The organism is Sinorhizobium sp. B11 (genome assembly GCA_039725955.1).
Lineage (GTDB): Bacteria > Pseudomonadota > Alphaproteobacteria > Rhizobiales > Rhizobiaceae > Rhizobium.
Map to the genome: position 1 here is coordinate 304,717 of CP091034.1, position 23,640 is coordinate 328,356.

The 23,640-nt window shown below is 60.2% G+C and carries 23 protein-coding genes; 10 read left to right on the top strand and 13 right to left on the bottom strand.

What is annotated here, in order from left to right:
- Nucleotides 1–22 precede the first annotated feature (22 nt).
- From LVY75_11280 to ubiE, 3 genes are all read right to left on the bottom strand, one after another.
- Nucleotides 23–1,606, bottom strand: a complete 1,584-nt coding sequence (locus LVY75_11280) for an aromatic amino acid lyase (protein ID XAZ23816.1) — start codon at nucleotides 1,604–1,606, stop codon at nucleotides 23–25.
- A 92-nt stretch (nucleotides 1,607–1,698) separates the two neighbouring features.
- Nucleotides 1,699–3,273 carry a 2-polyprenylphenol 6-hydroxylase gene (ubiB, locus tag LVY75_11285; GenBank protein ID XAZ23817.1) on the bottom strand — a complete coding sequence of 525 codons (1,575 nt, stop codon included), beginning with the start codon at nucleotides 3,271–3,273 and terminating at the stop codon, nucleotides 1,699–1,701.
- A gap of 5 nt (nucleotides 3,274–3,278) precedes the next feature.
- Entirely contained in the window at nucleotides 3,279–4,055 is a 777-nt protein-coding gene (gene ubiE, locus LVY75_11290) for a bifunctional demethylmenaquinone methyltransferase/2-methoxy-6-polyprenyl-1,4-benzoquinol methylase UbiE (GenBank protein ID XAZ23818.1), read from the bottom strand.
- 153 nt (nucleotides 4,056–4,208) lie between these two features.
- Between ubiE and mutM the strand changes: the two genes are divergently transcribed.
- From mutM to LVY75_11315, 5 genes are all read left to right on the top strand, one after another.
- Entirely contained in the window at nucleotides 4,209–5,099 is an 891-nt protein-coding gene (gene mutM, locus LVY75_11295; protein XAZ23819.1) for a bifunctional DNA-formamidopyrimidine glycosylase/DNA-(apurinic or apyrimidinic site) lyase, read from the top strand.
- A 9-nt stretch (nucleotides 5,100–5,108) separates the two neighbouring features.
- On the top strand, nucleotides 5,109–5,882 hold the full coding sequence (locus tag LVY75_11300; protein XAZ23820.1) for an enoyl-CoA hydratase: 774 nt from the start codon (nucleotides 5,109–5,111) through the stop codon (nucleotides 5,880–5,882).
- 193 nt (nucleotides 5,883–6,075) lie between these two features.
- Nucleotides 6,076–6,354, top strand: coding sequence for a 30S ribosomal protein S20 (gene rpsT / locus LVY75_11305; GenBank protein ID XAZ23821.1), 279 nt, complete (start codon nucleotides 6,076–6,078; stop codon nucleotides 6,352–6,354).
- Nucleotides 6,355–7,213: 859 nt separating this feature from the next.
- Nucleotides 7,214–8,767 (top strand): chromosomal replication initiator protein DnaA, encoded by a 1,554-nt coding sequence (gene dnaA, locus LVY75_11310; protein ID XAZ23822.1) that lies wholly within the window; start codon nucleotides 7,214–7,216, stop codon nucleotides 8,765–8,767.
- Between the two features lie 132 nt (nucleotides 8,768–8,899).
- Nucleotides 8,900–9,982 (top strand): saccharopine dehydrogenase NADP-binding domain-containing protein, encoded by a 1,083-nt coding sequence (locus LVY75_11315; protein XAZ23823.1) that lies wholly within the window; start codon nucleotides 8,900–8,902, stop codon nucleotides 9,980–9,982.
- Here the strand turns inward: LVY75_11315 and gcvA are convergent.
- Nucleotides 9,979–10,863, bottom strand: coding sequence for a transcriptional regulator GcvA (gcvA, locus tag LVY75_11320; GenBank protein ID XAZ23824.1), 885 nt, complete (start codon nucleotides 10,861–10,863; stop codon nucleotides 9,979–9,981). The genes LVY75_11315 and gcvA overlap by 4 nt on opposite strands.
- Before the next feature lie 141 nt (nucleotides 10,864–11,004).
- Here gcvA and LVY75_11325 point away from each other — a divergent pair, with 141 nt between their 5' ends.
- Nucleotides 11,005–11,925, top strand: a complete 921-nt coding sequence (locus LVY75_11325; protein ID XAZ23825.1) for a DMT family transporter — start codon at nucleotides 11,005–11,007, stop codon at nucleotides 11,923–11,925.
- Between the two features lie 111 nt (nucleotides 11,926–12,036).
- Here LVY75_11325 and hemW read toward each other — a convergent pair whose 3' ends face one another.
- The 4 genes from hemW to rph all read right to left on the bottom strand — a co-directional run bounded on the left by hemW (nucleotide 12,037) and on the right by rph (nucleotide 15,107).
- Nucleotides 12,037–13,233: a radical SAM family heme chaperone HemW gene (gene hemW, locus LVY75_11330; GenBank protein XAZ23826.1), complete on the bottom strand. Its 1,197-nt coding sequence runs from the start codon at nucleotides 13,231–13,233 to the stop codon at nucleotides 12,037–12,039.
- Between the two features lie 14 nt (nucleotides 13,234–13,247).
- Entirely contained in the window at nucleotides 13,248–13,892 is a 645-nt protein-coding gene (gene rdgB / locus LVY75_11335; protein ID XAZ23827.1) for an RdgB/HAM1 family non-canonical purine NTP pyrophosphatase, read from the bottom strand.
- 9 nt (nucleotides 13,893–13,901) lie between these two features.
- Nucleotides 13,902–14,318, bottom strand: coding sequence for a VOC family protein (locus tag LVY75_11340; GenBank protein XAZ23828.1), 417 nt, complete (start codon nucleotides 14,316–14,318; stop codon nucleotides 13,902–13,904).
- Nucleotides 14,319–14,390: 72 nt separating this feature from the next.
- A complete protein-coding gene (gene rph / locus LVY75_11345; GenBank protein XAZ23829.1) occupies nucleotides 14,391–15,107 on the bottom strand; it encodes a ribonuclease PH in 717 nt (238 codons plus the stop codon).
- Nucleotides 15,108–15,284: 177 nt separating this feature from the next.
- Here rph and hrcA point away from each other — a divergent pair, with 177 nt between their 5' ends.
- Nucleotides 15,285–16,373: a heat-inducible transcriptional repressor HrcA gene (hrcA, locus tag LVY75_11350; GenBank protein XAZ23830.1), complete on the top strand. Its 1,089-nt coding sequence runs from the start codon at nucleotides 15,285–15,287 to the stop codon at nucleotides 16,371–16,373.
- A 111-nt stretch (nucleotides 16,374–16,484) separates the two neighbouring features.
- Complete coding sequence (gene grpE, locus LVY75_11355) at nucleotides 16,485–17,120, top strand: nucleotide exchange factor GrpE (protein ID XAZ23831.1); 636 nt, start codon at nucleotides 16,485–16,487, stop codon at nucleotides 17,118–17,120.
- Between the two features lie 70 nt (nucleotides 17,121–17,190).
- Here the strand turns inward: grpE and LVY75_11360 are convergent, their stop codons facing one another.
- Nucleotides 17,191–18,135: a nucleoside hydrolase gene (locus LVY75_11360; GenBank protein XAZ23832.1), complete on the bottom strand. Its 945-nt coding sequence runs from the start codon at nucleotides 18,133–18,135 to the stop codon at nucleotides 17,191–17,193.
- Nucleotides 18,136–18,398: 263 nt separating this feature from the next.
- Here LVY75_11360 and LVY75_11365 point away from each other — a divergent pair, with 263 nt between their 5' ends.
- Both LVY75_11365 and LVY75_11370 read left to right on the top strand, forming a co-directional pair.
- Nucleotides 18,399–18,824, top strand: coding sequence for an Hsp20 family protein (locus tag LVY75_11365; GenBank protein XAZ23833.1), 426 nt, complete (start codon nucleotides 18,399–18,401; stop codon nucleotides 18,822–18,824).
- A 47-nt stretch (nucleotides 18,825–18,871) separates the two neighbouring features.
- A complete protein-coding gene (locus LVY75_11370) occupies nucleotides 18,872–19,129 on the top strand; it encodes a DUF1150 family protein (GenBank protein XAZ23834.1) in 258 nt (85 codons plus the stop codon).
- 178 nt (nucleotides 19,130–19,307) lie between these two features.
- On the opposite strand, the gene LVY75_11375 is transcribed toward LVY75_11370, so the two are convergent.
- The 4 genes from LVY75_11375 to lnt form a co-directional block, all read right to left on the bottom strand.
- The gene (locus tag LVY75_11375; GenBank protein XAZ23835.1) at nucleotides 19,308–20,009 is read right to left on the bottom strand and encodes a tRNA (guanosine(46)-N(7))-methyltransferase TrmB; all 702 of its coding nucleotides are present in this window, start codon (nucleotides 20,007–20,009) and stop codon (nucleotides 19,308–19,310) included.
- Nucleotides 20,006–21,259: a methionine adenosyltransferase gene (gene metK / locus LVY75_11380; protein ID XAZ23836.1), complete on the bottom strand. Its 1,254-nt coding sequence runs from the start codon at nucleotides 21,257–21,259 to the stop codon at nucleotides 20,006–20,008. The genes LVY75_11375 and metK overlap by 4 nt, the downstream gene beginning before the upstream one ends.
- Before the next feature lie 178 nt (nucleotides 21,260–21,437).
- Nucleotides 21,438–21,857: a helix-turn-helix domain-containing protein gene (locus LVY75_11385; protein ID XAZ23837.1), complete on the bottom strand. Its 420-nt coding sequence runs from the start codon at nucleotides 21,855–21,857 to the stop codon at nucleotides 21,438–21,440.
- A gap of 153 nt (nucleotides 21,858–22,010) precedes the next feature.
- Nucleotides 22,011–23,615 (bottom strand): apolipoprotein N-acyltransferase, encoded by a 1,605-nt coding sequence (lnt, locus tag LVY75_11390; GenBank protein ID XAZ23838.1) that lies wholly within the window; start codon nucleotides 23,613–23,615, stop codon nucleotides 22,011–22,013.
- Nucleotides 23,616–23,640 lie beyond the last annotated feature (25 nt).

Genomic DNA, 23,640 nt, shown 5'->3' on the forward strand with positions numbered 1-23,640 from the left:
GTCTCCCTCGATAGGTCGAAAATCAGATGATAGCCGGTTCCCGCGTCAGCCGTTCTTCGATGCGCTCGAGCGAACCGAGTGCAAAGAAATCGTCGAAGGAGGCGATCGGCACCTGCTCGATCAGCCTGGAGAGGAATGCATCCGAGCCGAGTTCCTCTTCGATTGCCTCGACCTCGGCCGAAAGCGGCCGGTCCACCGTGTAGAAGGCCGCATGTTTGCGCACGACCTCATAGAGCATACCCGCAACACCCTTCGGCGTGTCGCCGATAATATCGATCGCCTGTGCCGAAAGCAGGGCTTCCAGTGCGGCGAGACGCTTCAGCGCCCGCATCTGCCGGTCGAAACGCTCGATAACGAGCGGCAGGAAGGCCGCCTCGTCCTCAAGCCCCGCCGCTACGACGAGCGATTGCGCCGAAACAGGGTTCGACATGGAGAGTACGCGCGAAAAGATTTCGCCTGCAAGCTTGATGATCGGGCCGAAACCGGTCGCGATGCGGCCGGGAGGCACGAGATTGACCGGCAGGCCGCGCCGCTGGCCGTTGCCGAGCAGGACGCAGCGGTTGAAGGCGTTGCGCGCTGCATGCGCCATGCAGAGCGCTGCCGATTCCAGCAGAATGGTCACGTCGAGCGGCAGGGAACCGCCCGATGTCATCACCCGTCCCTCGACGACGACGGGATTGTCATCGGAACGCCCGGTAGCGGCGAGAATCTTGTGGCCCGTCGAAAGCAGGTTCTCGATAACGGCACCAAAGACCTGGGCGATCATGCGCAAGCTGAGCGCATCCTGCACATGGGTCGCGACCGGCCATTCCCATTCGTCGGAGGCATTGCACAGCCAGGCGCCGATCAGCGCTTCCCGCGCGGTGCCGACATGGCGCACAGCCCGCCAGGGATCGCGCGACCCGCCGAGCGCACCTGAGGCCATCATGCCGGTCGCCAGCAGCACACGAATTGAGGCAGCGGCATTGCGCGTCGTCTCCGCAGCGGCGGCAAAGCTGACGGCATTGACGCTGAGCGAGGCGAGGCTGTCGCGCGGCGCCATCTTCACCGGCTCCATGCCGGCGGCCTGGAAGGCGTCGGCAGCCTGCATGCGCTCACCACGATAAATCGCTTCGCCAACGCCGGTCAGCACCGCGCCGATCTGGCCCATCAGGCCGATATCAGCGCAACCGATCGAGCCGGTGCGGCGCACGACCGGGATGAGGTCAGCCCTCAGCATGCGCATATAGGCGTCGATGAGATCGGGCGTACAGCCGACCTGGCCGGTCAGCGCCGTGTTGACGCGCATCGCCATGGCATTGCGCACGACATTGCAGGAAAAAGGCGTGCCGGTGCCGAAGTGGTGGGCGCGTACCAGACCGAGATTGAAGGCGTCGAGATCTTCGGGCGACCATTCGACATCCTTCATGGCGCCCACACCCGTGGTCGCGCCGTAAACCGGCATGCCGGATTCGATGGCATCCTCGACGATCGAACGCGCGATCCTCACGCGCTGCATACCGATCTCCGAGGCCGAAAGCGTAACCCTGCCGGAGCCGATCCTCACCATTTCGGCAAAGCTGAAGGGCTGGCCGCTCAGTTCGATTCCGGGGCGTTCATGCTTCATGTGCTCATCTCCATGGAGGCGAGACTAAGCGAGCCTCACGTCTGGCGGGATATCCCAAATGCCGAACACATCATGCTTTTGTTGCTTTCCGATCAGCTCACCATCCAGGCAATATAGAGAAGCGTGAGCGCAATGATCCAGAGGGCCACTTTTGCCGAACGGTTATGACGGGCTTCCGCCTTGCCGATGGCTTCTGCTGTCTGCTCGTCAAAGCGCAATCCGTGTTCGCTCATATGCAGAAGCTGATGGTGGAATTTCTCGGTCTGGGCGGCGATCTCCGGCGCGGCTTCGGCAAGCTTCACGGCGGCCTTCAGCCCGTCCTTGAGATCGGTGACGATGCGTTTGGGGCCGAGATTGTTCTTGATCCAGTCGCCGACGACAGGCTCGGACGCCTTCCACATGTTGAAGCGCGGATTGAGCATGCGCGAGACGCCTTCGACGACGACCATCGTCTTCTGCAGCATGACGAGCTCGGGACGCGTTTGCATGTCGAAAAGTTCGGTGACTTCGAAAAGCAGCGTCAAGAGCTTGCCCATCGAGATCGTCTCGGCCGGCTGTCCGTGGATCGGCTCGCCGATCGCCCGGATCGCCTGGGCAAAACTCTCGACATTGTGGTGGCCGGGTACATAGCCCGCCTCGAAATGCACTTCCGCCACCCGGATATAATCGCGTGTGATGAAACCGTAGAGGATTTCGGCGAGGAAGCGACGCTCCTTCTTCCCGAGACGTCCGACGATGCCCATGTCGACGGCAACGATCATGCCGTCGGAATCGACGAAGAGGTTGCCCGGGTGCATGTCGGCATGGAAGAAACCGTCGCGCAGCGTATGGCGCAGGAATGACTGGATCAGTGTATCGGCAAGCATGTTGAGGTCGTGGCCGGCAGCCCGCAGCCCCTCCACATCGGACATCTTGACGCCGTCGATCCACTCCATGGTGATGACGTCACGGCCGGTGCGCTCCCAGTCCACCTTCGGGACGCGGAAGCCAGGGTCCTTTTCGGTATTCTCGGCAATCTCGGAAAGCGCAGCCGCCTCAAGACGCAGGTCCATCTCCACCTTGGTGGTCTGCTCCAGCGTCTTCGTCACCTCGACCGGCCGCAGGCGCCGGCTGGCCGGCATGAAGCGTTCCTGCATATGGGCGACGAGATACATCGCCTCGATATCATGGGCAAACCGCGCTCTCACGCCGGGCCGCACAACCTTGACCGCAACCTTCTTGGGTCCATCAGGTGTGCCGACCTCTGCTGCATGCACCTGCGCGATGGAGGCTGCGGCAATCGGATCACCGAAGCTCGCATAGAGATCCGTGATCGGCCGCCCGAGCGAACCCTCGATATTGGCCTTGGCGGCAGCCGCCGGGAAAAAGGCCATCCGGTCCTGGAGTTGGGACAGATCGTCGGCAAACTCGACACCAACGACGTCAGGACGCGTTGCAAGGAACTGGCCGATCTTCACATAGGATGGCCCTAGCCGCTCGACAGCCTGTGCCAGCCGGTCGCTGCGCTTCTGATATTTGCTGCGCTTGCGCGCAAACATGCCGACAAAGGATTTCGCCAGGCTGACCGATGGCGGCAGGCCTTCCGAAGGCAGTGCCGAGATGACGCCCTCACGCACCAGAATCCAGCCGACTCTTGCGAGCCTGAAATATGCCCCGAAAGCACTCATGCGGATCAGAGCTTCCAGCCGGAATGCAGCGCTGCGATGCCGCCGGTATAATTGGTATAGGTCACGCGCGAGAAGCCGACCGTGCGGATCATCGCCGCGAAATTCTCCTGGTTCGGGAACTTGCGGATCGATTCCACGAGATACTGATAGGGCTCTGCGTCACCGGTGATCGCCTTGCCGAATTTCGGAATGGCGTTGAAGGACCAGGCATCGTAGACCTTGTCGAGCAGCGGCAAGTCCACTTCGGAAAATTCCAGCACCAGCAGCCGCCCGCCGCGCTTCAGGACGCGATAGGCTTCCGAGAGTGCTACCTCGATCCGCGGCACGTTGCGGATGCCGAAAGCGATGGTATAGGCATCGAAGCTGTTTGCCTCGAAGGGAAGGTCTTCGGCATTGGCCTCGACAAAGGTCAGATTGTCGGAAAGCTTTTTCTTTTCCGCTCGCTCGGCGCCGACGCCAAGCATCGAACCGTTGATGTCGAGCACGGTCGCATGCGCCTGGCGGTTGGAAGCTTCGATGATGCGGAAGGCAATGTCGCCCGTGCCGCCGGCAACATCGAGCACCTTGTAGCCCGGCTCCTTGCGCGGGTTGAGTGCCGCGATCATGGCGTCCTTCCAGGCCCTGTGCATGCCCATCGACATGACGTCGTTCATGATGTCGTAGCGCTTGGCGACCTTGTGGAAGACCTCGTTGACGAGGCCTTGCTTTTCACCGGTCGGCACCTCACGGAAGCCGTAGGACGTTTCCATGCCGCCATCGGCGGAGGTCCGGCTGTCTGACATCAAGCTACTCCGTTCACATCAAGAATTCGGCGCGGCGACCATAGCGAAAGCGAGGGAGCGGCGCTATCTGTGGGCCACGGTCTGCCCGCGGCACGTTGGCGCTATAGCGCACATCGCGGGCGGTTGAAACACGTTAGATATAGATGGGTTAAGATGCCGGAATTGCCAGAAGTCGAAACGGTGAAGCGCGGTCTGACGCCGGCAATGGAGGGCGCGCGCATCGAGAGGCTGGAATTGCGCCGCGGCGATCTGCGATTTCCCTTTCCTCAGGGCTTCGAGCAGCAGGTATCCGGCCGCAAGATCATCGGCCTTGGACGGCGGGCCAAGTACTTGTTGATCGACCTCGACAGCGGCAAGACGATCATTTCCCATCTCGGCATGTCCGGCTCCTTCCGGATCGAACAGGGCGCCGTCAGCGGCACGCCTGGCGACTTCCATCACGAGCGTTCCAAGGATGAGAAGCATGATCACGCCATCTTTCATCTGGATGGCGAAGGCGGACCGCGCCGCGTCATCTACAATGATCCGCGCCGCTTCGGCTTCATGGACATTGCGGACCGCTCTGAACTCGACGCCAACCCCTTTCTGTTCGGTCTGGGGCCGGAACCGACTGGCAACGAGCTGTCGGCCGCCTATCTGGCCGAACGTTTCCAACGCAAGGCACAGCCGCTGAAGAGCGCGTTGCTCGATCAGAAGAACATCGCCGGGCTCGGCAATATATATGTCTGCGAGGCGCTCTGGCGGGCGCATCTGTTGCCGACGCGCGCAGCCGGCACGCTGGTGACCAAGGTGGGTAAGCCGAAGGAAGCGCTGAACCTGCTGGTCAACTCTATTCGCGATGTCATCGCCGATGCGATCGCTGCGGGCGGATCGTCGCTGCGCGACCATATCCAGACGGACGGCTCGCTCGGCTACTTCCAGCATTCCTTTTCCGTCTATGATCGCGAAGGTCTAACTTGCCGCACGCCGGGCTGTGGCGGTACGGTCTCGCGCATCGTGCAGGCTGGCCGGTCCACCTTCTATTGCGCCACCTGCCAGAAATAGGAGAGCGCCATGGCCTATGAAACACTTCTTGTTGAAACCCGCGGCAATGTCGGCCTCATTACGCTGAACCGGCCGCAGGCGCTGAACGCGCTGAATTCGACCGTGCTCAAGGAGCTGAAGCAAGCCTATGCGGCTTTTCATGCCGATGAGACCATAGGCGCGATCGTGTTGACCGGCTCGGAGCGCGCATTCGCCGCCGGTGCCGACATCAAGGAAATGCAGCCGCTCGATTTCGCCGAAGTCTACAAGAGCGATTTCATCAGCGGCTGGGACGAGATCGCCAAGGCCCGTAAGCCGATCATCGCAGCTGTCAGCGGCTTTGCGCTCGGCGGCGGATGCGAGCTTGCCATGCTTTGCGATTTCATCATCGCCTCGGAGACGGCAAAGTTCGGCCAGCCGGAGATCACGCTGGGCGTCATTCCAGGCATTGGCGGCTCGCAGCGCCTGACGCGCGCGGTCGGAAAGGCCAAGGCGATGGATCTGATCCTGACCGGCCGGATGATGGACGCAGCCGAAGCCGAGCGCGCGGGACTCGTTTCGCGTGTGGTGGCACCGGAAAGGCTGCTGGATGAAGCGCTGGAGGCGGCAACCAAGATCGCATCATTGTCTCGGCCGTCGGTTCTGATGGCAAAGGAGGCGGTCAGCCGCGCCTTCGAGACGACGCTGGAGGAGGGCTTGCGTTTCGAACGCCGCCTCTTCCAGAGCCTCTTTGCGACCGAGGATCAGAAAGAGGGCATGGCCGCCTTCATCGAAAAGCGCAAACCTGCCTTCAAGAACAGGTGAGCGGATGCGGCCGGGAAAGGCGCTTTTCCTTGAAAATGCGCGTTGACGCGGGTGAGGTTTAGCGTTATATGCCCGCCCACGGTTCGGAAAGCCGCTCAGGTTTTCCGCAAATGCTCCCGTATTGCTGAATTGAGTGGCCGCAGGGCCAGCGCGGCAATGGCGGAGTTTGTTCGAATTCTTGAGAGAGGCATCCATGGCCAATACAACTTCGGCGAAAAAGGCGACCCGCAAGATCGCTCGCCGTACCGCAGTCAACAAGGCTCGCCGTTCGCGCGTTCGCACTTACGTTCGCCAGGTCGAAGAGGCACTCGCCGCTGGTGATGCCGCCAAGGCAAAGGAAGCCTTCATCGCAGCTGAACCCGAGCTGGCGCGTGCCGCAAGCAAGGGCGTCCTGCACGCCAACACAGCATCCCGCAAGGTCTCGCGCCTTGCCGCTCGTGTGAAGGCCCTGTCGGCTTCTGCGACAGCGTAAATATCTCATTAACGAATTGCTCGTTATGATTAGCCCGGTAATTTTACCGGGCTTTTTCGATTCCGTCGCCCGCTCCGGCTATGGTTAATCTAACGACGATTTCGTGTCAGAGGCATGACAGGAAAAATTGTTTTAAAACAATAACTTACGCAAGGATCTTTTTAAGACTTGCGACTCTGGTCACCCAGCCCGGGGCACCAAATGAGTCAAGAACATTTTTTCTTTTTTCTTTTTATGCGTGTCCAAAATAGCCCACTCGGGGAATCTCCTTGATTCAAAAGCGATTCTTTTTTGACGGTGGTGTGACGCCCTAAAAGGGCAGCGGGAGTCAATGGCCGCATCTTAATTTTGCGTAAAATTCATCGTTGATCTTGCCATTTGATCCTGCCTAAATGGCGTCCAGCAAAGGGCGCGGACATCACCTGCAGAAGTCAGTCCAAACTGCCACGTCGGCAGGATGATGGCTCTGTGTCGCTTGCAACGGAGCGGACAGCTTCCGTTTTCTCACGCACTCGACGGCATTGTACCGTGACGTGGCTGTCACGGGACGGGGACGTTTTGTGCGCTCCGCGGCCACACGCTTTGCGCGAGGCCCGGAAAAGGGCAGGGGAAAGTGTAACATTGCGTGCGGGCTTGCGGGCGAAAAACGAGGATCGGCCGCCAGCCTGACACAGAGCCGTTGAGACGGTTGTCGCATGATCGCGACCACCGCAGGGTCTCTGTGTCAGTCCCGAAAGGGGCAGTGTTTGAGTGAACCGGCATGCAGGCGGCTCATGAGGATGTCGCTGGTTTTGCCAGAGCGGGGAATGATCGGGCGGCTGTCAACGAATGACCGCCCGAGGAAATGAAAGGCGGCATTATGCAGATGAATTCGATGACGACGGGTGCGCTGGATAACGGGGAAGCTGCACCGCAGTCTTTCGGTTCCATTCACCTGAGTGCAACGGAAGAAAAGGGCGATATGAAGCATGGCGTTCTCTTCGACCGCGTCAGCGCGCGTCTGAAGGCGCAAGTTGGTCCTGACGTCTATGCAAGCTGGTTTGCACGGCTCAAGCTTCATTCGGTTTCCAAGAGTGTCGTCCGTCTCACCGTTCCCACGACCTTTCTGAAGTCGTGGATCAACAACCGGTATCTCGATCTCATTGTCGGGCTGTTTCAGGCCGAAGATCCTGAAATCCTGAAGGTCGAGATCCTTGTGCGCACGGCAACGCGCACCGGCGTGAAGGCGGTCGACGAGGCGGTCGCTATCGAGCCGGCTGCCCAGCCCACCCAGCTTCGTCGTCCGGCATCTGCCCAGCCGGCGGGGCATATCGTCCAGCAGGCCGTTTCGGCCGCCGCTGCGGCGCGCCCGGCTAGTGTCGGTTCGCCGCTCTTTGGCTCGCCGCTGGATTCTCGCTTCACCTTCGACACCTTCGTTGAGGGCAGCTCCAACCGCGTGGCGCTTGCCGCCGCGAAAACCATTGCGGAAGCAGGTCAGGGCGCTGTGCGCTTCAACCCGCTCTTCGTCCATGCGACCGTCGGTCTCGGCAAGACCCATCTCCTGCAGGCGATCGCGAATGCTGCGGTGCAGAACCCACGTGGCCTGCGCGTCGTCTATCTGACGGCCGAATACTTCATGTGGCGTTTCGCGACGGCGATCCGTGACAATGACGCGCTGACGTTGAAGGATTCGCTGCGCAACATCGACCTTCTGATCATCGACGACATGCAGTTCCTGCAGGGCAAGATGATCCAGCACGAGTTCTGCCACCTGCTGAACATGCTGCTCGACAGCGCCAAGCAGGTCGTCGTCGCAGCCGACCGAGCGCCGTGGGAACTGGAATCGCTCGATCCGCGCGTCCGTTCGCGTCTGCAGGGCGGCGTTGCGATCGAACTTGATGGTCCCGACTACGAGATGCGTCTCGAAATCCTGAATCGTCGTCTCGCGGCGGCCCGTCTGGAGGATCCGTCACTGGAGATCCCGACCGACCTGTTGCAGCACGTTGCCCGCAACATCACGGCAAGCGGCCGCGAACTGGAAGGCGCGTTCAACCAGTTGATCTTCCGTCGCTCCTTCGAGCCGAACCTGTCGATCGAGCGCGTGGATGAGCTGCTGGCCCATCTCGTCGGTTCCGGCGAGCCGCGTCGTGTGCGTATCGAGGATATCCAGCGCATCGTCGCACGTCACTACAACGTCTCGCGCCAGGAACTGGTCTCGAACCGTCGCACGCGCGTCATCGTCAAACCGCGCCAGATCGCCATGTATCTGTCGAAGACGCTGACGCCACGCTCTTTCCCGGAGATCGGTCGCCGCTTCGGCGGACGCGATCACACGACGGTTTTGCACGCCGTGCGCAAGATCGAGGAACTGATCTCGGGAGACACGAAGCTGTCGCATGAGATCGAGCTTTTGAAGCGTCTCATCAACGAATAAGCGGTGCACAGCCACCACGTTTCAACAGCCGGGAGCAATCCCGGCTGTTTTCTTTTATGAGCATTTTATTCTATACACCCGCAAGTGAGAAAAATACGCCGGTGACGAACGTCGGCGTTCGGGAGGACATCAATGAGTTTTGAACGGATTGCCGTGATCGGCCTTGGCAAGGTCGGGCGGCTGGCGGCAACGCTTTTGCATGAGGGTGGCTTTGAGGTTGTCGGTGTCGATGCACAACTGCCCACGGACGAATTGCCCTTCCAATGCCGGGCTGGCGATATCACCGACGTCTCCGTCATCGGAGAGCTGCTGTCGAGCGTCGAGGCGGTGCTGTCCTGCCTGCCATATCATTTGAACATCGAGCTGGCACGGGCGGCCCATCTCGCCGGCATCCACTACTTCGATCTGACCGAGGATGTGCCGACCACCAATTTCATTATCGAGCTATCCAAGACCGCCCGCGGCCTGATGGCGCCGCAATGCGGCCTGGCGCCCGGCTTCGTCGGCATCGTCGGCTCAAGCCTTGCCGATGGCTTTGATCGCTGCCGCTCGATCCGCATGCGTGTCGGCGCCCTGCCGCAGCACCCGACCGGACTTCTGGGCTATGCCTTCAACTGGTCGCCGGAAGGCGTGGTCAATGAATATCTGAACGATTGCGAAGTCATCGAGGGCGGCGTGCGTAAGCTCGTCTCGCCGATGGAATGGCACGAAACGATCTATGTCGGCGGCGTCAAGCTGGAGGCCTTCACCACCTCCGGCGGCCTCGGGACCATGTGCGACACCATGCTCGGCAAGGTCGATAACCTCGATTACAAGACGATGCGTTATCCCGGCCATATGGAGCTGATGAACTTCTTCTTCCATGAGCTTCTGATGCGTGAGAAGCGCCATCTCGCCGGCGAAATCCTGACCAACGCCAAGCCGCCTGTCGATGACGACGTCGTCTACGTCCATGTCGCGGCCGAAGGCACGATCAACGGCTCCTTGCGCCGGAAGGAATTTGTCCGCGCCTACTATCCGATCGAGATTGCAGGAGCCCGGCGTACCGCGATCGCCTGGACGACGTCGGCCTCTGTGGTTGCCGTCATCGAAATGGTCCGCGACGGTCTGCTGCCGGTGAGCGGCTTTCTGCATCAGGAGCATATTCCGCTCGAGATGTTCCTGAAGACGCCGACAGGCAGCCTTTTCAAGGCAGGTGCTACCAGCCACGACTAGGTTTTCGCTTCTGAAAGCAACCAGCGCCGGAAGGCCGCGACCGCCGGCCGTTCCAGCGCTGTGCCCGGATAGACGAGATGGTAGGCTAGTTTGCTTGTCAGCCCCAGTGGAAACGGCGCGATGAGTCTTCCCTCGGCAAGTTCCTTCTCAATGAAGGAGCGGCGCATCAGCGCCACGCCGAAGCCTGATTTCATCGCATCGAAGGCGCCATTGCCGTCGCTGAAGATCGGGCCGCGGGAGGCATCCACCTTGGTGGCGCCCGCCGCGGCCAACCAGAGCTGCCAGTCGCGGCGGTAGACGTCGTGGATGAGCTGATATCCCGCAAGCTGATCAGGCGAGGGATTTTCGCCGAGGATCGCGGCGATCGCCGGCGTGCAGACCGGCACCAGTTCGTCATCCACCAGCCGCTCGCTGATCAATCCCTCATAACCGCCAAGCCCGTGGCGGATGGCGAGATCGATCCCATCGCGCTCGAAATCGAACATGCGATGGGACGCGCTGATGCGGACATCGATATCAGGATGCATGTCCTCGAAGCGCTGCAGGCGCGGCAAAAGCCAATGTGTTGCAAAACCTGCCGTACAGGTCAGCGCCAGCGCATTGCCCCGCCGCCGTGCCGTCAGTGATGCCGTCGCTTCCCGCACGAGCTGGAAGGCCGTGCGCAATGTCGCGAAATAGTCCCGGCCTTCCGGCGTCAACAGAATTTGCCGCGTGCGCCGCTCGAACAGCGATACGCCGAGCGAGGCTTCGAGATCGCGGATCTGGAGGCTGACAGCGCCAGGCGTGACGTGCAGCTCGCGCGCCGCTTGCGTCATACTCAGATGACGCGCCGTGGCCTCAAAGGCGCGCAGGGCCGACAATGACGGCAAAGGATCTGTCATGCTTTAGCTCAGCTCAATCATGCGAGCAGAAATGCTCGTTTGTCAGGCGGTAAGGAATACTAATAGAAACAGGTAGATCTGGCAAATCCACGCAGGTGAGCCGGAGGAAACACTTTAGCAGAACTCGGCGAGGAGATTGTCATGTCCATCCAGAAGACCATGGGAGCCGCAGAATGGGGTATGCTGATCGTGCTGTCGCTTCTCTGGGGTGGCTCCTTCTTCTTCAACGGCATTCTCGTGAAGGCGCTGCCGCCGTTCACAATCGTGACCGGGCGTGTCCTGCTTGCCGCCATCGCGCTTAATCTGATCGTGCGCGCCATGGGCCATACCATGCCGCGTGACAGGCAGAGCTGGATCGCCTTTTTCGGCATGGGGCTTCTCAACAACATGATCCCCTTCTGCCTCATCGTCTGGGGCCAGACACATATTGCGAGCGGTCTTGCCTCGATCCTCAACGCCACGACGCCACTCTTTGCTGTGGTGGTTGCTCATGTCCTGACGGCGGATGAAAAGCTGACGGCAAACCGTCTCTTCGGCGTGATCGTTGGCTTTGCAGGCGTTGCTTACATGATCGGCTTTGACGCGTTGAAGGATCTTGGCTCGAACGTGCTTGCCCAACTCGCAGTTCTCGGTGCTGCCTTCTCCTATTCGCTGGCCGGCATCTGGGGACGGCGATTCCGCCGGATGGGCCTTGCCCCGCTTATTCCTGCCGCCGGGCAGGTGACGGCATCCACCCTTCTGATGCTGCCAATCGCGCTGATTGTCGACCAGCCCTGGACGCTCGCGATGCCCTCCGTCGAGACCTGGCTGGCGCTATCAGGCCTCGCGATCCTCTCGACGGCCGTGGCCTATGTGCTCTTCTTCCGCATACTGGCGACGGCAGGTGCCACCAATCTGATGCTGGTGACCTTCCTGATCCCCGTCAGCGCGATCCTGCTTGGCGCCGGAGCACTCGGTGAGCAGTTGCAGCTCAAACATCTGGTCGGCATGGCTTTGATCGCGGTCGGCCTTGCGGCAATCGATGGAAGGCTCGTCAATTTTGCAAGAAGACGGGCTGCTTGAGGCGGACCTGAAGCGATTCAGGAAAAAGTGTGAGCGGCAGGTTTGCGCCCGGAACTGAGTGAAACAAGGGAGATAGAGCTTAGCCTTGTTTCGAAGAACAATGGGAATACTCTAGCAGGCGAGGTCCGCCACGACGGAATCAAGGATCAGCATGCCTGCCGGCGTGCAGCGCAGGCGGGAATTGCCGATCCGCTCAATGAAGCCGTGTTCCAGTAAAAATTCCTCGCGTTTCGGATCGGGATCGCGGCCGGAAAGCTGCTGCCAGCGGGCAAGATCGACACCTTCCTTCAGGCGCAGTCCCATCAGCAGCAATTCATCGGCCTGCTCATCGAAACCGAGGCGCTCGTGCTCGGTGATACCATGGCCGTCGCGTTCGACGAGGTCCAGCCAGGCTTCAGGCTTGCGCTCCGTAGCGGTCGCGACTTTCTCTGCGCCCCGCGTCAGGCGACCATGCGCGCCGGGGCCGATGCCGGCATAGTCGCCATAGCGCCAGTAGGTGAGGTTATGGCGGCTCTCCGCACCCGGCCGGGCATGATTGGATACCTCATAGGCCGGCAATCCTTCGCGCTCGGTGATCTCCTGCGTGGCTTCATAGAGGGCAGCGGACTGGTCCCCATCCGGCACGATCAGCTTTCCGGCCTTATGCAGCCCGTAGAAGGGCGTGCCTTCCTCGATGGTGAGCTGATAGAGCGAGAGATGGTCCACGGCATAGGAGATGGCTTCCTTGAGCTCGCGATCCCACTCCTCGACCGTCTGGTTCGGCCGCGCATAGATCAGGTCGAAAGACATGCGCGGGAAGATGTCACGCGCGAGCCTGATCGCCTTCAGCGCATCGGCGACGTCATGCAGCCGCCCAAGGAATTTGAGGTCGCGATCATTCAGTGCCTGTACGCCGAGCGAGACACGGTTCACACCGGCGGCGCGGTAGCCACGGAAACGGTCTGCTTCGACGCTGGAAGGATTGGCCTCCATCGTGATCTCGATACCGTCAGGCACATTCCAATGCCGCGCAATGCCGTCGAGGATCGCATCGACTGTTTCCGGCTTCATCAGCGACGGCGTGCCGCCGCCGAGGAAGATGCTGGTTACCGTCTTCGGCCCGCTCATCAGGCGGGCATTGGTGATCTCTTTCAGGAAAGCGGCGACATAGCGCTCCTGATCGACTGGCTGATGCCGGACATGGCTGTTGAAATCGCAATAGGGGCACTTCGCCGCGCAGAAAGGCCAATGCACATAGACCCCGAAACCGGGCTCGCCGGTATCGGGCAGAAGCTTTGCATCGCGCGTCAGCGCAGACGGTTCGATCATGTTCAAGGCTCGGCCTATGCTTCCAGGCAGGTTTCGACGAAGAGCTTGAAGGCGCGGGCGCGATGCGAGAGAGCCTGCGGCTTGCCGATGTTCCAGCCATGTTTTTCTTCCGCACTCATCTCGCCGAAGGTCACATCATAATCTTCAGGCTGGAAGATCGGATCATAGCCGAAACCTTGCGTCCCGCGCGGCGGCCAGACGACTTTACCTTCCACTTCGCCGCGGAAAAGCTCCGTGTGACCATCCGGCCATGCAAGGCAGAGCACGCTGACAAAACGGGCAGAGCGCTGCTCGGGCTTGGTGGCGCCGGCCTTTTCCAATGCCTTCTCGACCTTCTCCATGGCCATGAAGAAATCGCGGGTACCGTTGCCGGTCTCCGCCCAGTCGGCGGTGTAGACGCCGGGATCGCCGCCGAGCGCATCGACGACGAGGCCGGAATCGTCGGAAAGCGCCGGCATGCCGGAGGCTTGAGCCGAGGCAAGTGCCTTGATCGTGGCATTTTCCTCGAAGGTCGTCCCGGTTTCCTCGGGTTCGATGAAATTGAGTTCGGCGGCCGATTTGGCGGTGAAACCAAGCGGACCGATCAGATCCTGGATCTCGCGGATCTTGCCTTGGTTGTGGCTGGCGACGACAATAGTTTTGGTTTCGAGCTTACGCATAAAATATCCTTACCCCATGCCCCAGATTTTGGCCTCCGCGCATTCCAGGCTATTGCCTGAAGGGTCGCGGAAATAAATCGATCGGCCGCCCTGCGGCCATTGAACCTCGGATTCGATGCCGATGCCGGCAGCTTTCAGCTTTTGCACCATCGCATCGAGATTGTCTCCCGAAACCCTGAAGCAGGCATGGCCCCTTCCGATAGTGCCATGCGGCGGAACCTGCAGGCTGTCCGGTGCGGGCGGCTTCACGGTTTCCTCCGGGTTGAAGATCAGGAGCACGCCCGGTCCGCAGCGGAAGAATACATGGCGGTTGCCAGACCGTGCGATCTTCTCGAGGCCCAGTACACTCCCGTAAAAGGCTTCTGCCGCATCGAGATCGGTTGCGTAGAGCGCAGTTTCAAGAATGCCTTCGATGGGTTGTGCCATTGCCCGCCCTTTCTAGGCCTTGCCCCCGTAGGCAGGGACAAGGAAATTCACTGGCGAGGCTTGAATGAAAGCCTAGGCGATGGCTTGCTTCTGCAGGTCCACCAGCCCGGCAATGCCCGCCTTGGCGAGACCCATCAGCGAGGAGAACTCCTCTTCGCTGAAAGGCGTGCCTTCCGCCGTGCCCTGGATCTCGACGATGCCGCCGGCGCCCGTCATGACGAAATTGGCGTCGGTCTCGGCCGAGGAATCCTCGAGATAGTCTAGATCGATGACCGGCTGGTTGGCGAAGATGCCGCAAGAGATCGCCGCGACATGGTCCTTCAGCACGCGGTCGGCCTTGATCATGTTGCGGGTTTCCATCCAGCGCAGGCAATCGTAAAGCGCAATCCAGCCGCCGGTGATCGAGGCCGTGCGCGTGCCGCCGTCGGCCTGGATGACGTCGCAGTCGAGCGTGATCTGCCGTTCGCCGAGGGCAGTAAGATCGACCACGGCACGCAGCGAGCGGCCGATCAGGCGCTGGATTTCCTGCGTGCGGCCGCCCTGTTTGCCGGCGGCAGCTTCGCGCTTCATGCGCTCGCCTGTCGCGCGCGGCAGCATGCCATATTCGGCTGTGACCCAGCCCTTGCCGGTGTTGCGCAGCCACGGCGGCGTCTTGTCTTCCAGGCTCGCCGTACAGAGTACGTGCGTATCGCCGAACTTCACCAGGCAGGAGCCTTCCGCATGCTTGGAAAAATTGCGCTCGAAGGAGACCTTGCGCATCTGGTCGGTTTTTCTGCCTGAAGGCCGCATTCTCTTCTCCTGAAACATGATGCCGAAAACGTGAGCGCTTTCAGGCAATGTCTTTGCATGCATTGTATCGTCGCCCGCTTCTACGATTGGCTGCGTGCATTTGCAAATTCCCTTTTGCCACGGGGGGCAGATTGGCTATATTTCCCTGATATCATTCAGTGCGGGTGCGAAAAGTTCATGAGCTACAGGTCGACATCAATTTCGGATGCCGTGGCTGCGCTGGATGAACGATCGAAGGAAATCTTCCGGCGCATCGTCGAAGGCTATCTGGAGCACGGCGAGCCGCTCGGCTCCCGCAATCTTTCGCGTCTTCTGCCGATGTCTCTGTCGCCTGCCTCCGTTCGCAATGTCATGAGCGATCTGGAAGAGCTTGGTCTGATCTATTCGCCGCATGTCAGCGCCGGGCGCCTGCCGACCCAGATCGGGCTGCGCTTCTTCGTCGATGCCTTCATGCAGGTCGGTGACCTCTCGGCAGAAGAACGTGCCAGCATCGACCGCCAGGTGCGGGCCGGAAGCCGCGACAATCCGGTGGAATCGATGATGAATGAGGCGAGTCGCATGCTCTCGGGCATTTCGCGCGGCGCCGGCCTTGTCATCACCTCAAAGAGCGACCCGGTTCTGAAGCATGTCGAGTTCATCCGCCTGGAACCTACCAAGGCGCTGGCTGTTCTTGTCGGTGATCACGATCAGGTCGAAAACCGCATTATAGAACTGCCCGCAGGTGTTACCTCGTCGCAGCTCACCGAGGCTGCCAATTTCCTCAATGCACACATGACCGGGCAGACGCTGCCGGAATTGCGCTTGCAATTGAGCCGGCTGAAAGATGAAGTTCGCCATGAGCTCGACGCACTGTCGCGCGACCTCGTGGAGCGCGGCGTCGCCGTGTGGGCCGGCAACTCGGACGAGACCAAGCCGGCACAGCTCATCATCCGCGGCCGAGCAAACCTGCTGGAAGGCGTAGGCGGGGCGGAAGACCTCGACCGGCTGCGTCTGCTATTCGATGATCTGGAGAAGAAGGACAGCTTGATCGAGCTCCTGAACCTTGCCGAAAGCGGGCCGGGCGTACGCATCTTCATCGGTTCGGAAAACAAGCTTTTCTCACTTTCCGGCTCCTCGCTCATTGTGGCGCCCTATCGCGATGACGACGACCGCATCGTTGGCGCGGTAGGAGTGATCGGTCCCACGCGGCTCAATTATTCCCGCATCGTGCCGATGGTGGACTATACGGCGCAGCTCGTGTCGCGCCTTTCGCGCGGATCTCTCTGATCCCTTGCGCAAAACAGGCGGAATTTTAGCTTCTTCGTAACGCAGACTTGATTTTTTCCGGCCAAACATCGATATCGGGCGCATCTGAGAATACACGAACCGGAGACCGTCATGACTGATGAAACGACGAAGAACGGACCTGACGCGGCTGCGGCGGAAGCCACAGCCGACGCCGCCGCAAACGTCGAGAATGAAGCCGTGAAGGAAGCAGCCGCAGGCGAACCGGATGCGCTTGAGCTTCTGAAGGCCGAGAATACGGAATTGCGCGACCGCTACCTGCGGCTCGCTGCCGAAATGGATAATCTGCGCCGCCGCACGGAGCGCGAGGTCAAGGACGCCAAGTCCTATTCCGTCGCAGGCTTCGCCCGCGACATGCTGGCCGTCTCGGACAATCTGCGCCGTGCGATCGATGCCATTCCGCCGGAAGCCAGGGCTGCCGCCGACGCTGGCCTGACGACATTGATCGAAGGTGTCGAGATGACCGAACGCTCCATGCTCTCGGCTCTCGAGCGTCACGGCGTTCGCAAGTTGGAGCCGGTCGGCCAGAAGTTCGACCCGAATTTCCATCAGGCGATGTTCGAAGTGCCGAATACCGAAGTGCCGAACAATACGGTCGTACAGGTCGTACAGGCCGGCTTCAGCATTGGTGAACGCGTCTTGCGCCCGGCCATGGTCGGCGTCGCCAAGGGTGGTCCGAAACTCGTCGAAGCCGAGGCCAACTCGGTGCTGGACGAGAAAGACGCCTGAGAGGCCAGGACATCTAACAATTAAAAAGGCCGCGTCAGCGGCCTTTTTGTGTCCGTTGGAGAGTAACGGATCAGATCCGCGCGAAACGCTCGATCAGAAGATCGAAGAAACCGTCGGAATCCACATAGCGCATGACCTTTGCATTACGCTTTCGGTCGGTCACATGCCACCAGTCAACGACGGTCATGCCGACCGTCAGTTCCGATGTCACCTCGATCTCGACATTGCAGTCCCGGCCCTTGAAGAGGTCCGGTTTCAGCAGATAGGCGACGGTCGTCGGATCATGCAGCGGACCGCCGTCCGAGCCGTATTTTTCGATGTCGAAGCGCTCGAAGAATTCCAGCATCTCGACCATCGCCTTGGCCGGCGCGGTGCCGATATCGGCCATGCGCTTCACCCGGTCCTTGCGGGTCAGCAACTGGTGCGTCACATCGAGCGGCATCATGACGACCGGCACGCCCGAGCGGAACACGATATCGGCGGCTTCCGGATCGACATAGATGTTGAATTCGGCAGCCGGCGTGATGTTGCCGCCTTCGAAGAAGCCGCCCCCCATCATGACGAGTTCGCGGATGCGCGGGACGATATCCGGCGCCTTCTGGAAGGCCAGGCCGATATTGGTCAGCGGACCGAGCGTACAGAGCGTGACGGTGCCTCCCGGCTCGCGTCGCAGCGTTTCGATGATGAAGTCGACCGAATGCTGCGCCTGCAGCGGCATCGTGGGCTCTGGAAGCGTCGGGCCATCGAGGCCTGTCTTGCCATGCACGTGCTCGGCGGTGACGAGCTTGCGGGCGATCGGTCGGTCGGCGCCGGCAAAGACCTTGATATCGGTCCGCTCGCACAATTCGCAGATGATGCGCGCGTTGCGGCTGGTGAACGACAGCGGCACATTGCCGGCAACGGTGGTGATGCCCAACACCTCAAGCTCTTCAGGGCTACCGAAGGCCAGCATGATCGCGGCGGCATCGTCCTGGCCGGGGTCGGTGTCGATAATGATTTTTCTCGGTTCTGCCATCCGAATCGTTCCATCCTCTGGTGCGCGACGCCTGGCATGCACCTTTTCATTGTCTTTACGCTCCCGTCGCAAATCAACACAGCGCGCCGGAGCATGTTTTGATGCGGGGCGCTGCGCCCTTTGTCAAGGAAGCGATCAAAATGCGGGAGGCCCGGCCGGCGGCCATCATGCCTTGCAGCAGGCAAGCGTCGTCCCCATATTAGCGATACCCGGATGCTGCATGTGAGGTCCGGGAAGGTCGCTTGCATCAAGGACTTTGGAAGATGAGCCGCATTACCCCTTTCGCCAGCCCGCTGCTTTTGGGCTTCGATGCCATGGAAAAGACGCTCGAGCGGATTTCCAAGGCCAGCGACGGTTATCCGCCCTACAATATCGAACGCATCGCCGCCGGTCACGACGCGCCCGAGCGGCTTCGCATCACGCTTGCAGTCGCTGGTTTCAGCGAAGAAGAGCTTGATGTGTCAATCGAGGAAAACCAGCTTCTGATCCGCGGCCGCCAGGTCGATCAGGGCGAGCGCGATTACCTCTATCGCGGCATTGCCGCCAGACAGTTCCAGCGCACCTTCGTTCTCGCCGATGGCATGCAGGTCTTGGGCGCAATCCTTAAGAACGGCCTGCTTTCGGTTGATCTAATTCGCCCGGAACCGGCGCGTATGGTCAAGAAAATTAACATTTCGGTTTCACAGTAGCACAACGGTTTGTTGAACCGTTGGTCCCTTCTCTCGGAGGAACAGGAATGTTGATGAAAGAAGCCACGTCGCGTCTGACCAAGTCTGAACTTGCCGGTATCGGCAATGGCGAGGTCGCCTATATCCGCAAAATTCGCAATGAAGAGGTCTCCAAATGCTTCCCCGAGGCGCCGGATATCGATCCGAGCGTTGATCTCTGGGCACTGTTTGGCGCCGATGGTACGCCGATCCTGCTGACCGACAATCGGTCCAGCACCTTCTTCAAGGCAGCTGAAGACGAACTGAAAACGGTCAGCCTGCATTGATCGAAACCGGCCTGCCGAGCACGGCCGGCCGCCGAATGGATGTGTGAAGATCGTAATGGGCGATGCAAGGGACTGACGTCAGTCCCTTGCCCATACGCTAGCTGCTTTGCAGCATTTCCCTATTCTCGAAAAATTCCACTCAGCGACAACGCCGTCGAAATTGATCCGTCTACGCGGGTTAGACGCGCTTGAAGGTGAGATAGGCCGAAGAGCGGCCCTCACGACGGGCCTTGGCTTCATAGCGGGTGCTCGGCCAGCCCTCATAGGGCGTCAGCCAGTCAGCCGCATTCTGCGCCATCCATTCGAAGCCGCCATGGTCGCGGCATTTCAGGAGCGTCCAGTTCACATAGGTGTCGATGTCGGAGGCGAAGCAAAATAGCCCGCCCGGCTTCAGCACGCGATGAAAACGGTCGAGATTGGTCTTGGAGACGAAGCGTCGCTTCCAGTGTTTCCGTTTCGGCCAAGGGTCCGGATAGAGCAGGTCGATCTGGTCGAGGCAATGATCGGGAAGCCAGTCGAGGAGCTGTGTGGCGTCGTCGTTGTAGACGCGCACGTTGCGGGCACCGGTCTCATCGACGCGTGCAAGCAGCTTCTGCATGGAATTGATGAATGGCTCGACGCCGATAAAGCCCGTCGAAGGCGTTTCCAGCGCGCGGTGGATCAAATGCTCGCCACCGCCGAAGCCGATCTCCAGCCGCAATCTTTCGACCCCATCGGGGAAAAGCGCCTTCAGCGGCTCCGGCGGAGCCGCCGAGAGATCGACGATGAATGCCGGGAGCAGGGTAGAGAGCCTTTCGGCCTGCTGCTCGCGCAGAGCCTTTCCCTTGCGGCGACCGAAAAAGGCTTCGGTCGCCCGACCCCGGCGTTCCATGTCCGTCATGCAGCAGCCTTGGTCTTGACGGCTTCCTTGAGCGCCTTCACGAGGTCCGTGCGCTCCCAGGAGAACGAGCCGTCGCGACCGGCCTTGCGGCCGAAGTGACCATAAGCCGACGTCTTCGCATAGATCGGCTTGTTGAGGTCAAGGTGACGGCGGATGCCCGACGGCGACAGGTCCATGTTCTGGCGGATCGCCGCTTCGACCTGATCCTCGGAAACGCCCTTGCCCGTGCCGTGCAGGTCGACATAGATCGACAGCGGCTGCGCGACGCCGATGGCGTAGGAGAGCTGGATCGTGCAGCGGTCGGCGAGACCGGCGGCAACGACGTTCTTGGCGAGATAGCGGGCAGCATAGGCAGCCGAACGGTCGACCTTCGTCGTGTCCTTGCCGGAGAATGCGCCACCGCCGTGGGGAGCCGCACCGCCGTAGGTGTCGACGATGATCTTGCGGCCGGTGAGGCCGGCGTCACCGTCCGGGCCGCCGATGACGAACTTGCCGGTGGGGTTGATGTACCACTTGCAATCGTCGGCGATCTTCAGGTCGCCGAGGGCTTCGCGGATATAGGGCTCGACGACGCTGCGAACCTTCTGCGAGTCCCAGCTGTCGTCGAGATGCTGGGTGGAAAGAACGATCGAAGTGGCTTCTGCCGGCTTGCCGTCGACATAGCGCACGGTCACCTGGCTCTTGGCATCGGGGCCGAGCTTGGCAACTTCGCCTTCGCCCTTCTTGCGCGCGGCCGCAAGCAGCTGCAGGATCTTGTGGGAATAGTAGATCGGCGCAGGCATGAGGTCAGGCGTTTCCTTGCAGGCGTAGCCGAACATGATGCCCTGGTCGCCGGCACCTTCATCGCCCTGCTGGTCGGCGGCGCTGTCCACGCCCTGGGCAATGTCGGCCGACTGCGAATGCAGGAGCACGTCGATCTTGGCCTTCTTCCAGTGGAAGCCGTCCTGCTCGTAACCGATGTCCTTGATGGCGCGACGGGCCGCAGCCTTGAACTTCGAAGGGTTGATAACGTCGTTGCCGTCCTTGTCCTTCTTCATCAGGCTCGGCGGCAGGCGAACTTCACCGGCGATAACGACGCGGTTGGTGGTCGCCAGAGTTTCGCAGGCAATGCGCACGCCCCACGGATTGATGCCGGTCTTTGCCGCTTCGCGGTAGACCAGATCGACGATCTCGTCGGAGATGCGGTCACACACCTTGTCCGGGTGACCTTCGGCAACAGATTCGCTGGTAAAGAAATAGTTCGCGCGCATTCCGGGATTCCCCTCAAAGAATAAAAGCGGTCTAGTAGGTACTCACTTCGTGCTCTGATGACAAGCACAGAAGGACATAAATATATCTTTATATCTGCGGCGAAATGACAAATTTTGCCCCAAAAACGCAAAAAGGCGGCCTTTTGAGCCGCCTTAAGCTTTCCGAGCGTGGAGACGCTCAGTCGGAATCGGCTTCCGCCGCAAGTGCCTTCACCAGTTCGACGACTTTGCGACGAACCTTGGGATCGGTGATCTTCACAAATGCGCGGTTGAGCTGGAGTCCTTCCGAAGAGGAGAGGAAATCCACGACATAGTTCGAGCTCGAGGTTTCCGCCATGCCGGTCAAGGCACCGGAATGTTCACCGGGAGCGTCTTCGAAGAAGAAGGAAACCGGAACGTTGAGGATGCTCGAAATGTTCTGCAGGCGGCTGGCGCCAACGCGGTTGGTGCCCTTCTCGTATTTCTGGATTTGCTGAAAGGTGATGCCGAGGCTTTCGCCGAGCTTCTCCTGGCTCATGCCCAACATGGTACGGCGAAGTCGAATGCGGCTACCGACATGGATGTCGATAGGATTCGGCTTCTTCTTATTTTCAATCATGGTCGTGCCCTAGCAAAGAAAAATTCAACCCTGTTCTAACCGGCATGCCCTGACCTCATTCCGTAACGCCACGTTGCAAGTCGCGATAACCCACCTTGAAGCATACGTTACTAACGCCGATTGCGACCACTATGCAATTTTAGGGGTTTTTGGTCAATTCAACCTGGAAATAAAACCCCTGCGTGAAATTAGCGCAATGGCCATCAGTAACGTTTCAGTCAACCAGAAGTACGTTTGGCGGGGATATGGGCTTCCGGTGTTTTTTTGCAATCCATCGAGAGTTGCATCAATAAAGCCCATTTCGTCCAATTTAAGACCTGCAACGATTTCGCCGCGTGCGTCTACAACCGCCGAAATTCCGCTATTCGCATCGCGAATCAGCGGCAGACCGGTCTCGACCGCCCGTACGCGTGCCTGCTGAAAATGCTGGTAAGGACCCGGCGTCGAGCCGAACCAGCTGTCATTCGTGATGTTGAGAATGGCGTTCGCTTGGCCGATGTCGCCGGTCATTTCGTCCGGGAAGATGATCTCGTAGCAGACGAGCGGATAGAATTTCAGCCCGCTCGGAAGTTCGAGCAGATGACGGCTGGCGGCTGCCGAAAAGCCGCCCGGCATCTCCACCACATTCTGGATGCCGAGTTCGTTGAGCATGTCTTCGAAGGGAAGATATTCACCGAAAGGAACGAGATGCACCTTGTCGGAGGCGGCGACGATCTGCCCCCGCCCGTCGATCACATAGATCGAATTATAGTAGCGGGTAGGATAGCCGGGGCCGAGTTCTTCAGCGCGGACGGCGCCCGCGATCAGGATCTGGTCGTCATCGAGCGTGTCGGCAATCCGGGTCAATGCATCCTGGTTGTCCGTGAGGATGAAGGGGATCGAGGTTTCCGGCCAGACGATGATGTCGGGCTTCTTGCCACCGTCCTTGGGAGGCTCACTTGAGAGCTTGAGATGGGTCTCGAAGATAGCCTCGCGATCCGCATCATTGTCCATCTTGGCCGTCTGGTCGATTGCCGGCTGGACCAGGCGTACCACAGGCCGCTTGTCCTCGGGTAATGCTTCGGGCTTCGGCGCTAGATAGAGAATGCAGGCGCCGTAACCGAGATGCACTGCAAAGAGGATCACCGCGAGGCTGACGCCGAGTTTCGCTCCCTGTCGGGTTCCGATGAGGGCAGGGGCAGCAAAGACGAAGACCGAGAGCGCGGTCACCCCCATGGTGCCGATCACATGCGCCGACTGCATCATGATAGGCATCGGCATCATGGCATAGCCGATGGCGTTCCATGGAAAGCCTGTGAAGATGAAGCTGCGCGCCCACTCAAGCAAGCCGAAGCTGGCAGCAAGTGCTGCAATCCGCTCCATGCCGTCGGACCAGAAGATACGCGCAAGAGCCGCGGCCAAGCCGTAGAAGACGGCAAGACAGGCCGGAAGCCCGAGGATCGCGAGCGGCAACGCCCAGGCAAATTCATCTGAATCGATCAGCAGGGCATGCCCGAGCCACCAGAGCCCGGCAACGAAATAGCCGAAGCCGAACAGCCAGCCCGTGGCGAATGCCGGCCAGAGCCTGCCGGCAAGGCTGCTTTCGGGCGAGGCGGCCGCCCCGTCGATCAGCCAGACGAGCAGCGTGAAGGAGACGAACATCGCGGCGAAGAAGCCGATCGGAGGCAGCGCCAGGACACCGAAGGCGCCGGCGGCGATCGCAAGCAATGACCGTTTGAACCCCCAGACGAGGATAATCCTGTCCGCAAGCCGCTCCATGCGCACTCCCATCAAAGCCGCGAAT

Coding starts and splice junctions, on each gene's coding strand:
- LVY75_11280 (XAZ23816.1), bottom strand. CDS start 1,606: ATGAAGCATGAACGCCCCGGAATCGAACTGAGCGGCCAGCCCTTCAGC.
- ubiB (XAZ23817.1), bottom strand. CDS start 3,273: ATGAGTGCTTTCGGGGCATATTTCAGGCTCGCAAGAGTCGGCTGGATT.
- ubiE (XAZ23818.1), bottom strand. CDS start 4,055: ATGTCAGACAGCCGGACCTCCGCCGATGGCGGCATGGAAACGTCCTAC.
- mutM (XAZ23819.1), top strand. CDS start 4,209: ATGCCGGAATTGCCAGAAGTCGAAACGGTGAAGCGCGGTCTGACGCCG.
- LVY75_11300 (XAZ23820.1), top strand. CDS start 5,109: ATGGCCTATGAAACACTTCTTGTTGAAACCCGCGGCAATGTCGGCCTC.
- rpsT (XAZ23821.1), top strand. CDS start 6,076: ATGGCCAATACAACTTCGGCGAAAAAGGCGACCCGCAAGATCGCTCGC.
- dnaA (XAZ23822.1), top strand. CDS start 7,214: ATGCAGATGAATTCGATGACGACGGGTGCGCTGGATAACGGGGAAGCT.
- LVY75_11315 (XAZ23823.1), top strand. CDS start 8,900: ATGAGTTTTGAACGGATTGCCGTGATCGGCCTTGGCAAGGTCGGGCGG.
- gcvA (XAZ23824.1), bottom strand. CDS start 10,863: ATGACAGATCCTTTGCCGTCATTGTCGGCCCTGCGCGCCTTTGAGGCC.
- LVY75_11325 (XAZ23825.1), top strand. CDS start 11,005: ATGTCCATCCAGAAGACCATGGGAGCCGCAGAATGGGGTATGCTGATC.
- hemW (XAZ23826.1), bottom strand. CDS start 13,233: ATGATCGAACCGTCTGCGCTGACGCGCGATGCAAAGCTTCTGCCCGAT.
- rdgB (XAZ23827.1), bottom strand. CDS start 13,892: ATGCGTAAGCTCGAAACCAAAACTATTGTCGTCGCCAGCCACAACCAA.
- LVY75_11340 (XAZ23828.1), bottom strand. CDS start 14,318: ATGGCACAACCCATCGAAGGCATTCTTGAAACTGCGCTCTACGCAACC.
- rph (XAZ23829.1), bottom strand. CDS start 15,107: ATGCGGCCTTCAGGCAGAAAAACCGACCAGATGCGCAAGGTCTCCTTC.
- hrcA (XAZ23830.1), top strand. CDS start 15,285: ATGAGCTACAGGTCGACATCAATTTCGGATGCCGTGGCTGCGCTGGAT.
- grpE (XAZ23831.1), top strand. CDS start 16,485: ATGACTGATGAAACGACGAAGAACGGACCTGACGCGGCTGCGGCGGAA.
- LVY75_11360 (XAZ23832.1), bottom strand. CDS start 18,135: ATGGCAGAACCGAGAAAAATCATTATCGACACCGACCCCGGCCAGGAC.
- LVY75_11365 (XAZ23833.1), top strand. CDS start 18,399: ATGAGCCGCATTACCCCTTTCGCCAGCCCGCTGCTTTTGGGCTTCGAT.
- LVY75_11370 (XAZ23834.1), top strand. CDS start 18,872: ATGTTGATGAAAGAAGCCACGTCGCGTCTGACCAAGTCTGAACTTGCC.
- LVY75_11375 (XAZ23835.1), bottom strand. CDS start 20,009: ATGACGGACATGGAACGCCGGGGTCGGGCGACCGAAGCCTTTTTCGGT.
- metK (XAZ23836.1), bottom strand. CDS start 21,259: ATGCGCGCGAACTATTTCTTTACCAGCGAATCTGTTGCCGAAGGTCAC.
- LVY75_11385 (XAZ23837.1), bottom strand. CDS start 21,857: ATGATTGAAAATAAGAAGAAGCCGAATCCTATCGACATCCATGTCGGT.
- lnt (XAZ23838.1), bottom strand. CDS start 23,615: ATGGAGCGGCTTGCGGACAGGATTATCCTCGTCTGGGGGTTCAAACGG.